This is a genomic window from Labilibaculum manganireducens, from assembly GCF_002843385.1.
GTDB classification, from domain to species: domain Bacteria; phylum Bacteroidota; class Bacteroidia; order Bacteroidales; family Marinifilaceae; genus Labilibaculum; species Labilibaculum manganireducens.
The window spans coordinates 188,845-201,253 of sequence record NZ_MVDE01000001.1; the positions used below are offsets into that span (position 1 = coordinate 188,845).

Annotated in this window: 11 protein-coding genes; 7 read left to right on the top strand and 4 right to left on the bottom strand. The window is 36.2% G+C overall.

Features of this window, described 5'->3' with window-relative positions; genetic code table 11:
• Positions 1-139 precede the first annotated feature (139 nt).
• The gene (locus tag BZG01_RS00830; protein ID WP_101307926.1) at positions 140-1,189 is read left to right on the top strand and encodes an LA_2272 family surface repeat-containing protein; all 1,050 of its coding nucleotides are present in this window, start codon (positions 140-142) and stop codon (positions 1,187-1,189) included.
• A 173-nt stretch (positions 1,190-1,362) separates the two neighbouring features.
• Here BZG01_RS00830 and ovoA read toward each other — a convergent pair whose 3' ends face one another.
• The gene (gene ovoA / locus BZG01_RS00835) at positions 1,363-3,498 is read right to left on the bottom strand and encodes a 5-histidylcysteine sulfoxide synthase (RefSeq protein WP_101307927.1); all 2,136 of its coding nucleotides are present in this window, start codon (positions 3,496-3,498) and stop codon (positions 1,363-1,365) included.
• Between the two features lie 165 nt (positions 3,499-3,663).
• Between ovoA and BZG01_RS00840 the strand changes: the two genes are divergently transcribed.
• Complete coding sequence (locus BZG01_RS00840; RefSeq protein WP_101307928.1) at positions 3,664-3,906, top strand: GlsB/YeaQ/YmgE family stress response membrane protein; 243 nt, start codon at positions 3,664-3,666, stop codon at positions 3,904-3,906.
• 60 nt (positions 3,907-3,966) lie between these two features.
• Here the strand turns inward: BZG01_RS00840 and BZG01_RS00845 are convergent, their stop codons facing one another.
• Positions 3,967-4,284 (bottom strand): antibiotic biosynthesis monooxygenase family protein, encoded by a 318-nt coding sequence (locus BZG01_RS00845; protein ID WP_101307929.1) that lies wholly within the window; start codon positions 4,282-4,284, stop codon positions 3,967-3,969.
• A complete protein-coding gene (locus BZG01_RS00850; RefSeq protein WP_101307930.1) occupies positions 4,281-5,228 on the bottom strand; it encodes a hydrogen peroxide-inducible genes activator in 948 nt (315 codons plus the stop codon). The genes BZG01_RS00845 and BZG01_RS00850 overlap by 4 nt, the downstream gene beginning before the upstream one ends.
• A 213-nt stretch (positions 5,229-5,441) precedes the next feature.
• Between BZG01_RS00850 and mtnN the strand changes: the two genes are divergently transcribed.
• From mtnN to BZG01_RS00870, 4 genes are all read left to right on the top strand, one after another.
• Positions 5,442-6,146 carry a 5'-methylthioadenosine/S-adenosylhomocysteine nucleosidase gene (mtnN, locus tag BZG01_RS00855; protein ID WP_101307931.1) on the top strand — a complete coding sequence of 235 codons (705 nt, stop codon included), beginning with the start codon at positions 5,442-5,444 and terminating at the stop codon, positions 6,144-6,146.
• An 11-nt stretch (positions 6,147-6,157) separates the two neighbouring features.
• Positions 6,158-6,637 (top strand): S-ribosylhomocysteine lyase, encoded by a 480-nt coding sequence (locus tag BZG01_RS00860; protein WP_101307932.1) that lies wholly within the window; start codon positions 6,158-6,160, stop codon positions 6,635-6,637.
• 105 nt (positions 6,638-6,742) lie between these two features.
• Positions 6,743-7,192: a hypothetical protein gene (locus BZG01_RS00865; protein ID WP_101307933.1), complete on the top strand. Its 450-nt coding sequence runs from the start codon at positions 6,743-6,745 to the stop codon at positions 7,190-7,192.
• Between the two features lie 188 nt (positions 7,193-7,380).
• Positions 7,381-9,495, top strand: a complete 2,115-nt coding sequence (locus BZG01_RS00870) for a M3 family metallopeptidase (RefSeq protein WP_101307934.1) — start codon at positions 7,381-7,383, stop codon at positions 9,493-9,495.
• Between the two features lie 117 nt (positions 9,496-9,612).
• On the opposite strand, the gene BZG01_RS00875 is transcribed toward BZG01_RS00870, so the two are convergent.
• Positions 9,613-10,200 carry a TetR/AcrR family transcriptional regulator gene (locus BZG01_RS00875; RefSeq protein WP_101307935.1) on the bottom strand — a complete coding sequence of 196 codons (588 nt, stop codon included), beginning with the start codon at positions 10,198-10,200 and terminating at the stop codon, positions 9,613-9,615.
• Between the two features lie 614 nt (positions 10,201-10,814).
• Here BZG01_RS00875 and BZG01_RS00880 point away from each other — a divergent pair.
• Positions 10,815-12,335 carry a hypothetical protein gene (locus BZG01_RS00880; RefSeq protein WP_101307936.1) on the top strand — a complete coding sequence of 507 codons (1,521 nt, stop codon included), beginning with the start codon at positions 10,815-10,817 and terminating at the stop codon, positions 12,333-12,335.
• The last annotated feature ends 74 nt before the right edge of the window (positions 12,336-12,409 follow it).

Consider the following 12,409-nt stretch of genomic DNA (forward strand, 5'->3'; position numbering starts at 1 on the left):
AGAGCATGAAAGGATATGGATGCACTTCTGCATTCTTCTTATCTTCTTTCCTAAGATCAATTTTTTGAAATTTTAAATAGGGGTATCTCCAACTACAATTGTCTTCCTTCTATAAGATCATAAAATCAAATTTATAGAAATGACAAAAGTAAGAATTGCATTAGCATGCATGATACTGAGCTTAATAAGCCCTGCAATTGCCCAAAACCACACAAAATATCAAGCTGGTTTTGTTTCTCCTATCGGAACCAATGGAACAAACTCAATCAACTACATCAACGATTATTCCTTTAACTTACTGATAGGAATTAATGGTGGTGTAAATAAAATGGAAATTGGTGGCTTAGCAAATTACAACAAAGGAAAAACGACTGGATTTCAACTTGCCGGAGTTACGAATATTACCAAAAACATATCAGATGGTTGTATAATTTCCGGAGTCGCTAACCTGATAACTGATGATGTAAAAGGATTTCAGCTTTCTGGAGTCGGCAATATTAATTCCAGGAATTCAAATGGAGTAATGATATCCGGTGTTGCCAATATCACAAAAGAAAATGCCAAGGGATTTCAATTGTCCACGGCAAACATCACCAAAAACAAATTAAATGGCGTACAAATAGGAGCTTTCAACTATGCAAAAGTCCTAAAAGGAAGTCAAATAGGTGTTTTTAATCTTGTTGACAGCCTTGAAAGCGGCACACCAATAGGCCTTTTCTCTATTGTAAAAGGAGGTTATTATGCGCTTGAAATTTCTACCAATGATGTTATTCACGCTAATTTAAATTACAAAATGGGTGTTGAGCATTTCTATACCCTATTTACAGTTGGATTTGATCGATACAAGGGCAAAGATCTTTTTAAATACGGCACCGGGTTTGGAAGTTTGCTCCCTATTGGGCAAAGATACAAGCTATCCTTTGAAGCAACATCAAACCAATTGGTATACGATAACGACTGGAGTGAATTAAATCTTTTAAACACATTGCAAACCAATTTTCATTTTCACTTTACTCCTCAATGTTCCCTCTTTGCCGGCCCTACCCTTAATGCTTACATAACCAATAAGAAAGTTGGTGAACAATATGGAACAATAGACATGCCACACACGATCTACGATCATACAAGCAGTAAAAACAAATTGTTTGTATGGATTGGTTTTAATGCTGGTGTTTCATTCCAATTTTAACCGAAACTAACAAAAAAGAGGGTGTCCAAAAAGTATAGTTCCATTGTCATTCTGATCCCGATGAATCGGGACGAAGAATCTTTGACTCTGAAAAACAGATGTTTCGACTTCCGTTCAACATGACAATCCGATACAAAATATTACTTTTTGGACACCCTCTTTTGTTTTGTGAATTATTTCTTCCTCCAAATCGTCATCTGCGCTATGGTATGCTGAAATTTCCGTGACGTTTCACGAATTACAAAAGGAACATCCCTGGGCTCATCCAACAAATCGAAATGTTCCCTCAAAATGTTCTTTAAACCATCGAATGATGTAAAAGGTTCACCATCTTTTCGGTATCCTCCTACCCATTTATCAACTTCGGTAAATTCTTCGAGCCAAGTATAGGGTGAAGTAAGAACCAAAATTCCACCATCATTAATCCTCATATGAATATCTTGCAAAAACTTAATAGGATCGTACAATCTATCGATTAAATTGCCTGCAAAAACCAAATCGTATCCGGAATAAATGGGTTTTAAATTGCACGCATCAGCCTGAAAAAATTCTACGCTGTCACGAACAGAACCCAAGTCATGATCCACCAATTTAATTTCCTGATGACTCGTTAGTTTCCCTTCTTCCTGTCGGATATACTTTAACTTTCCGCTTTCTTTCAACTGGGTTCCAATGCGAATAAAACGAGCTGAAAAATCCAAACCTGTTACCTTATCGAAATATTTCGCCAGCTCGAAAGTCGTTCTGCCCGTTGCACATCCAATATCCAATGCATTCCCTTTAGTAAGGCCTTTTAAATGATTTTTGATAAGAGCAAGACAAGCTTTGGAATAATCTTTCACACCAAAATATTCCTCTCCATACTGGAATTCACAATATTGCGATACTAAACTATCCGTTTCATAGTAATCCGTTTCAATTTCCACCTCCTGATCTGATTCAATGTATCGAAAACCTGCATGCTGAAAAAAATGACGGCGAAAAGCATAACGGGAATCACGAATGGCCAGATTTCCTGTTGATATCCAGGATCCACCTTTAATCAGATTGTGTTTAGCATCGAAAGTTGGCGTTGAAAAATCATCGTAAAACGGATGAATCTCAAAACCGTCCAAGCCTGAAATAGGCATCTCTGTCCATTGCCACACATTCCCAATTACATCATAAAAACCACCAGTTTCAAATTTATCCACCGGACAAGAAGAAGAATAATACTCCAAATTTATATTTCCGGGAGCCATTTCCCATTCCGGTTGATCTGCAATATTAAATGAATCGCGCAAACGATAATACTCCGCCTCGGTTGGCAAGCGCAAAGTTTTGCCTGTCTTCGCAGATTTCCAGTTACAGAAAGCCTTTGCTTCCAGATAATTCACTTCTACAGGCCAATTCCAAGGCATTTCAATCATCTCGAGCATGGTACGAAACTTCCATTCGCTTCCTTCTTTCAGCCACCACAAAGGATGCTCACATTTTTTATAAGTCACCCAGCCCCAGCCTTCTTCCGTCCACCATTTTTCTGTTTTGTATCCATCATCGTCAACAAAAGCCTTAAACTCCTCATTCGAAACCAAAAACTTCGATGCATGAAATGATTTAATTTTAGATTGGAATTCTCCAAACTCATTGTCCCAGCCATACAGGGCATTGTCCTTGCCTTTTCCTATTCTTACCTTTCCCGATTTCACTTTTAACAACTCGTTGACCGGAGCATCTCCCCATTCCATACAAATCTTAAACAGCAAATTGGGTTTTACCAAATGGATAGGCAACTGACGAATCAATACCGATGATGTTTCGATATGAATTCGCTGATGCTCTATTCCCATCATTATTACCCAAAACTGACTTTCCCAATTGATAGGAATTGTCAGCGGAAGCTCTAAAATCAGCTTCTCAATCATCTTCTTTGCCTCATTACGATAAGCCAGAGTTTCCTGCGAAGTTGGCCATTCGTAATGTTTGTCATTCAAATCATCCCACGACATTTCGTCAACACCAACTGCAAACATCGATTCAAATTTTGGATTCAATCTATCAGTAATGATTCCTGCCAATATCAATTTATTTACAAAAAAGGTGGCTGTATGTCCAAAATAAAAAGCCAGAGGATGGCGCAATGGATCAGCCCGGTGTAAAAATGCCTCTTGTCCGTTTAAGCAATCGTATAAGAGTTCATCCAATTCCCATGTCTTTCTAAAATAGTTGAGAATCTCTTTTCTTTTTTCTTCCGGATTCCCTTGGTTCAATATCGGTGTTTTAGTCACCAATAAATCCTGATGACTCTTTGTTTCTATCATATTTTCCATAAAATTTCAGCTTTGAATATTCCATTTTCATTGCAAAAATGAAGTTAATAATTATTCTTATCCATTCAAAAATCCATTGCAATGCAATACGAGTAATCAACAATAAAAAGATTGTTTTTGTTTTAAGAAATTTTAGTAATTTAATAAAGCACTAATTCTCAACACATGAACTATCTTATTTTTTTACTAATTGGACTTGTAGCCGGATGGATTGCGAGCATTTTATTAAAAGGTCGTGGTTATGGCATGATAATCAACCTGATTTTAGGTGTTATTGGTTCTTTTATAGGAGGTACAATCTTTGGTATTTTTGGGATACATTTAAATGGATTCTTTGGTTTGCTAATATCTGCAACAGTAGGAGCTATTGTTCTTATTTGGGTAGTAGGCTTATTTTCGAAGAAATAAGGCTCTTTTTACAGCATTCACCCCTTTAGGGATTTGGGTTACATTTATGAATCCAAAACACTATTTCTCGAAAAAATAATCCGATTCCACCTTACAGATTCGAACAGCATATTTTTCGTACCAATTCTCTTTGCCTCTTTCCTGAGCAATTTGATGTGCCGGATGCGCCTGCCATTTTTTAATGGCGTCCAGACTCTCCCAATACGAAACTGTTATTCCAACTTCATTTCTGGCCGATTCGGCACCCAGAAAACCTGGTTGTCTTCTCGCCAATTCCATCATAGAATCTGCCATTTCATCATAAGCATTATCTTCACCAGTTTTTACCGATGAAAATACTACCGCATAATAAGGTGTTCTTATCGTTTTAGCAATCATTTTTCTATAAAATTAGTTTTAACAATCTCCTTATCTTCCTCTCTTAGCATCTGCGAAGGCACACTCTCTTTAATCACCTGACTAATTGCATTCAACAGATTAAGTCTCACCTCTGTTTTTAACGAAACCATACTTATTTCTCTTACCTTCTTCTTCCCTTTTATCTCCTTAATCATTTCTTCCTGCTCCGAAGGAATCATTAAAGTAGATAGTTCAGGCAGGAAAGTAATTCCTCCCTTATATTCCACAATTCTACGTAAAGCGTCGATATTGTTACTCTCATATATAAAATTTCCATTCTGATTGGGCCGGGCACTGCAAATATTAGTCACCTGATCCATAAAACAATTTCCTTCTTTAAGCAACCAAACATCCGAAAAATCCAATTTACTAATGTCTATTTTATCCTGTGAATACAACTCATGTTTATCCGACACATACAAATAAAACTGCTCGTAAAATAAAGGAACCAAATCAAGATTACTCTTTAATTCTATTGGTGTTGAGATAATTCCGGCATGAAAAATTCCGGTTTTAATTCCCTGCAAAATATTTTCGGTGATTGCCTCCTGAATCTTTATTTTAATCCTGGGATACTTTTTATTCAACTCATCGATAAACAAAGGCACAAGAAATGGCGATAAGGTTGGAATAATGCCCAGACAAACCTCTCCCTGAATCTCTTCAGACAATTGAATGGCAAAATCTTCCAATTGCTTCGATTCTGTCACCAAAGATTGTGCTTTTTCCAAAAAAGCAATTCCATTTAAGGTCGGTTCCACATTTTTGGTCGACCGATCGAAAAGAATAATACCCAACTCATCCTCTAAGGCCTGTATCTGCAAACTAACCGCCGGCTGCGATACTCCCATCGATTTGGCAACACCTATATAACTTCCCAAACGGCCTAAGGCCAAAGCGTATTTTAATTGTTTTAGGGTCATTCGATAACTTTTTCTTATTTGAATGATGAAGTTAATTAAAAATATCAATCTCTCAGCTATCAGATCCACAGTTCTATCTTCGGATAAGAGAAAAACGGATCAATAAAATTCTGATTAATACGTTTAAAACTGCATTGTTTTTTAACTTTGTCCACTTACTTAAAACAGCAATATTATCTTTGTACTTGATACTTACTACTTGATACGCAAAAAATGAAAATTGGAATTATAGGCGCAATGGAAGTCGAAGTAGTTAAACTTCGTGATCAATTGTCCAACAAAAAAGAACAAAAAAAGGGCTCCTTTGTTTTCTATACGGGTACTTTAAACAATGTTGAAATTGTTTTGCTTCAATCGGGAATTGGAAAAGTAAATGCAGCTATCGGAACCACTTTACTCATCGACAACTTTAAACCTGATTATATAATTAATACAGGTGCTGCGGGAGGTTTTCCCGGTGATTTAAAAGTTGGCGATATTGTAATATCCGAAGAGGTTATTCATCATGATATGGATTGCACTGTTTTTGGTTATAAAACAGGACAAGTTCCCGGAATGCCGGCAAGTTTTGCTGCCAATGAGAAATTAATCTCTTTGGCCGATAAATCGGTTCACCAATTAACCGATTTACAGACAAAAAAGGCAACTATTCTAACTGGTGATCAGTTCATGAATAATGCCGAAGCAACCAACAAGATAAAAACTTTATTCCCTGCCGCCGAAGCTGTTGAAATGGAAGGTGCCGCAATTGCACAAACCTGTTACCAGTTCGATATTCCATTTGTGGTTATCCGATCTATTTCGGATATTGCAGGACAAGAGAATGCAATGGAATATCAGGAATTTGTTGAAATAGCTGCGGTAAATTCAGCCAAAATGGTGACAGAAATGGTACGTGAGTTAGGAAATCAGAAATAAAAAAAGAAAAAATGGAAAAAATACAGAGCTTTACAGTAGACCACAATAAATTGAAAAGAGGGATTTATGTATCCCGTAAGGATAAAGTTGGAGCAGAGACATTAACAAGTTTCGATATCAGAACCAAATTGCCGAATCAGGAACCGGCAATGGATATTCCTGCAATGCACACCATGGAGCATTTGGGTGCTACCTTTTTAAGAAACCATAAAGAATGGGCAGACCGCACAATTTATTTTGGCCCAATGGGATGTCGTACCGGCTTTTATGCAATTTTCAACGGCGATTTGGAATCGAAAGATATCGTAAAAGTAACTCAGGAAATGTTCGATTTTATGGCTGATTTTAACGGCGAAATTCCAGGAACAAACAAAATAGAATGTGGAAATTACATGAGCCACGATTTACCAATGGCCAAATGGGAATCAAACAAATTCAAAACTGAGGTTTTGGAGCATCTTACTGACGAGAATTTGAATTATCCTGAATAAGGATTAAAAGTATACAACAAAAAGAGACTGTTTTTCTTATTAAAAGGCAGTCTCTTTTTTTGTTCAATTTTCCTTATATTTAGTGATAATAAATAGCTCCATGCAATGAAGATTTCCGGATCAAGGTTTCTTATTATTACAATTTTAATATTACTGATTCCCATTTATGCAAATTGGAAACTTATAGTATATGGGGAGAAAACAGAAGGTATTGTAGTAAAAACAGTAGAAGAAAATAGTGGCATGTTACTCTCTTTTTATTCCGTTATTGCCTACGAAGCCAATCAAAAGCAATTTACCTTAAAAGGTCCTGAGAATGTTGAATATCCTATTGGAAAAAAATTTCAGATTCTTCACTTACAAGAAGATCCTCAAAATGCGATTATTTTCTCAATAAAAGGATTCTATTTAAACAAATTCACTTCAACTTCGTTTGTGTTATTCGTTTTATGGATCGCATTTTACTTAAGCTTTTCACCAAAGAGTGCAAACCGGGACTCAGGAAAGCAAAAAATGAATTCAAATAAAAAAAATTGCAGGAAAAAATTAGTTTAAACCTGATTTTGTATCTCCCAATATCCGAAGGATAAAACCTACCCTTATTCATTTCACATTCCAAACATTTTAATTCTAAATTGCAACAAGTATGCTGCGAAAACTAAACAAATCATAAGGAAAACCAGTCAGATTTTACTAATTTGGCAGGCAAACATTCTATAAGTACTAATACTAAACCTAACAACGTGAAAAAGACTTTTCTTTATGTACTTGTTGCAGGTATTGGTTTAACCGCCTGCAATAGTAACAAAAGTGAGCAAAAGACTGAAAATCCGTTTTTTGCAGACTACAACACTCCTCACCAAACAGCTCCATTTGATTTAATTAAATTTGAGCACTTCGAGCCGGCTTTCATGGAAGGCATGAAGCAAGGTCGTGCAGAAATTGATGCTATTGCCAACAATACTGAAGCACCAACTTTCGAAAATACGATCGAAGCAATGGATAAAGCAGGACAATTGTTGACTAAAGTCAGCAATGTATTTTTTAATCTTTCGGGTTCGGATACCAATGATTCCATTCAGGCTCTTTCGAAAAGATTGGCTCCTGAATTGACAAAATATGGTGCGGATATTGACCTCAACGAAAATTTGTTTAAAAGAGTTAAAGCTGTTTATGAGCAAAAAAATGCATTAAACTTAGACGTTGAAGCAAATACACTTCTTGAGAAAACGTACAAAAGTTTTGTTCGTGGTGGTGCCGATTTAGATGCCGGTAAAAAAGCAAAACTTCGTGCAATCGATGAAAAATTATCATTATTAACTCTGCAGTTTGGAGAGAACCAATTGGCAGAAAACAATGCATTTGTATTGCTTATTGATAATGAAGATGATTTAGCTGGTCTTCCGGAATCTGTTAAAGCGGCTGCCGCTGAAACTGCAACTGCAAAAGGAGAAGAAGGAAAATGGGCTTTCACTTTAGACAAGCCAAGTATGCTTCCTTTTCTTCAGTACGCAGATAACCGCGATCTAAGAAAAAAAATCTACATGGGTTATGTGAACCGTTGTAATAACGACAATGAGTTCGACAACAAAAAAGTATTGTCAGAAATTGCTAACCTACGAGTAGAAAGAGCTCAATTATTTGGATTTAAAAGTCATGCAGATTATATTCTTGCCGAGAATATGGCAAAAACTCCTGAGAAAGTATTCGAATTATTGAATAAACTATGGGATGCTGCTCTTCCAAATGCAAAACTGGAAGCTGCTGAAATGCAAAAAGTGATTGACAAAGAAGGTGGTAAATTCAAACTAGCATCTTACGACTGGTGGTACTATGCTGAAAAAGTAAAGAAAGCGAAATACAATTTAGATGAGTCTGAACTTCGTCCATACTTCGAAATCAATAACGTTCGCGACGGTGCTTTCGAATTGGCTCACCGCCTTTATGGAATCAATTTCATCGAAAGAAATGACATCTCAAAATATAATAAGGATGTTCAGACCTGGGAACTGCAGGAAGCAGATGGAACTCATATTGGAATCTTCTATTTAGATTATTTCCCCAGAGCTTCGAAGCGTGGTGGTGCATGGATGAACAGCTTCCGCAAACAATCGGGTTGGCAAACAGAAAATGCAATCACTCCAATTATCTGTAACGTATGTAACTTTACCAAGCCTGTAGGCGATCAGCCAGCTTTGCTAAGTGTTGATGAAGTGGAAACTTTATTCCACGAATTTGGCCACGCTTTGCACGGATTCCTTTCAAGATGCAAATACAACACTCTTTCTGGTACTGCAGTATCACGCGATTTTGTTGAACTGCCATCGCAGGTAATGGAAAACTGGTGTTTAGAGCCTGAAATGTTGGCATTGTATGCCAAACATTACCAAACCGGAGAGGTAATTCCTGTTGAATTGGTTAAAAAAGTTCAGGATGCCGGTAAATTTAATCAAGGATTTGCTACTGTTGAATACCTTGCTGCTTCGTTGTTGGATATGAAATATCATACATTATCTGAAGTTCAGGATATCGATGTTCCAAAATTTGAAGATGATTATCTAAAATCAATTGGCTTGATTCCTGAAATCTATTCAAGATATCGTTCTACTTACTTTGCTCACATTTTTAGCGGTGGATACTCTTCAGGATACTACGCTTACATCTGGGCTGGAGTATTGGATTCCGATGCTTTTCAGGCGTTCAAGGAAACTGGTTTATTCAACAAAGAAACTGCGGCAGCTTTCCGTAATAACGTTTTAGCAAAAGGTGGTACTGAAGATCCAATGGAATTGTATAAACGATTCAGAGGCGCAGAACCAAATATTGATGCTTTGTTAATCAAACGTGGTTTAAAATAATTTATAAATTCCTGACTAAAGGCAATTTGTCGTTAGCAGATTTGCAAAAACATAAAGAATCCGGTTCACGATATGAACCGGATTCCTTTTTATTTATAATCTCAAATTGAATAAAATCTAATCTTCGTATTCGTTTTTTTTAATGTACATATTCAAGACTTTTTGCTGCATCTCATCAATTGGATAACCGTCGGGCTCCAAAACAAAATTCATCGCAATTCCATCCAACATTGAGACAAGAAATCGGGTTTCCATCTTAGGGTTTTCAGAACCTTCTTTACTAAAATATTTTCTAATTATATTTAATTTCGGACTTACGATTTCGTGCAATTCATGTTTGTACTGGTCAACCACCCCGGGCTGAAGTCTCAAAGAATAAAAAAGGCGAAAGAAATCAAGATTTTTTTCAACAGAATCAAAATAATCGTCAATAAAAAACAGCAATTCAACCTCCTGCAATTTACCATCCTGATTTGGATCTACTCCATCAAATATTAGATGTACTGCCTCAGCAACAATTGTGTGAAGCAAATTCTCCTTCGTTTCAAAATGAGAAAATAACTTTTCCTCACTAATACCAACTTCACCGGCAATCATAGCACCTGTTGTCGAGAAATAGCCATCCCGCACAAAAATTTCCAAAGCAATATTTAGAATCTCTTTCTTCAATAAATCATTTGCTGGATTATTTTTCGTTTCTGCCATAATCTGAAATTTTAATAATTAAGCCACTACTCCCTTTGTAAGTTACAACAGAATTTAGCTTAATTCCAAAAATTTTTATTTTCGGCAACACCGGCTTTATTTCGAAACTAAATTATATTCAGACAAATCCCGGCAAAAAGTCAGGACATTGTATTAGTTCATTTTCATTTTTTTTTGTTTCAAAAAAAAGACCAGAGTTCTTCAAACTTTAACAGATTTATAAGTCAAAATCGTCATTGAATTTTCGTGCAGAACTTTGAATACTAAAAAAAATGCTATTCAACAATTCGCTTTACTCAATTTTTTATACTCCCTACTAAATATTTTTGGCACTTCACTCATATATTTTTTTTTCATAAATGCTTTTTAAGAATATTTACCGACACACAATGACGAATGAGTTATTTTTAGGTATTAAATGACATTTTTATTACACTAATACAATTTAATAATACCAATTTATGGTGTACATAAAATTTAAGTGATTGGACAATTAGATCATCGATTCCAAATCATTTAAAACAGATTAAACAAAGTCCGCAGAAACTCTGTGGCATGTTATGGATAATAAGATCCATCTGTAACATCAAAAAAAATAAAAAAAAGACAATTTTATGAAAAGCTCAACAAAAGAAATGGAGAATGTTGCCACATTAGTTGCAAACAGCCAAACCGGTGGAGATGAATTCTACGCAGAATTGCAAAAAAAAGCCCAGGATGCAGTCGCTTCAATTTTTAAATCACCATTGTATCCAATTCAGTATCCTTCTCAAGGAGATTTTCTATGGAACTGGCAAAACATGAATAACGACTTTAACGAATCAACCTACAATTACATTAATTCAGTTGTAGCTCCCGGGGATATTACAAACACTGCTAAGCTTGGATCACCGGGAAGTTTTCCAAACGCTTATGTTCAAATATTGAATTCAATAATGTACTCGCTGAACACCAAAGATCAAGGTCAGTTGGATCAAGCAACAAAAAATGCTTCGACACAGGGAGGAACAGTCGTTTCTGATTACCAAACTTGTTACGGTAACATCTCTGCTGAAGAGATGGAAAAAGTGAAGGTGAAAACCAAACTGGACTATATTATTGGTTATATTTTTGGTAGTGTTTGGAGTGGAAAAGAAGCTGCAGGCGAAAGCCCAATCAGCTATACCCAAATGACTGAAGCCAGAAACTTAAAAAAATTATTGCCTAACCGCCCTGCATCAAGTGATCAGGTAATTTCAGACGTTTCTATCTATCTAAATATAATGAGTCCGGTAAACGCTCTGCAGGATGCACTGCAAAACGGCTCGTGGATACTAACATCATTAAAAGATTGTACTGAATTTCCAACTAAAAAAAATGGTGGAATTAAAACAGTAAATCCTAATACCGGAGTAATTTCTGACAAATTCAATGTTGGGTATAGTATCAATAAATCAAAACAGGAGATTTCAAACGACTTGCAAAATAAAGGCCGTACCATTGAAATTAAAATGGAAACACATTCAGCTTCAGGAAGTGAAATGAATGTACATATTGAAGGTCAGACAGGATTTAGTGTTGGTTCCTGGTTGAAATTTGGAATCTCAGGCGGAGGTTCATACGACATGTCGAAAGCTGAAGGAACAAGTACTGATTGTTCCGTTTCAATGAAGTGGGAAGGATATGCAATGATACCAATGGGTCCTGCTGCATGGCAACAAGCTACTGAAAAAGGATGGTATTACGCTGATCCAATTTCTCAAGCTGTAGCTAACGCAGAAAAGGATATTAGCGGATTTAAGTTTGTGATTAAACCAACTTTCAATATGGACACTTTTAAAAATGGTGGAAACTTTGGTATGCTAAACAACCTTTTAATTGCTAACTACCCAACAGTTGAAATCACTTATCAAAATGCAAATTTTAAAAAATTTAAAGAAAGTTGGGAAGAACATGCATCGGGAAATCTGACACTTTTTGGTTTTATTAAACTAGGTAGCTTCAGTCAGGGAGTTTACAAAAGCTCTTTCAAAGAAAGTTCTGACAACAGTTCATTTAAAGTTACATTCTCTGCTTCGGATGCTATTGTTAGCGTTCCTGAACTGCAGCAAAGTGCATATGCTATTGGAGGTGCAGTTACAAACCCAGGCGCTTAATCAGCTGTTGTAACAAATACCTGTTTCCACTATGCAGGTAATACTACAGAAGACCTGCTTTTCAGCGGGTCTTC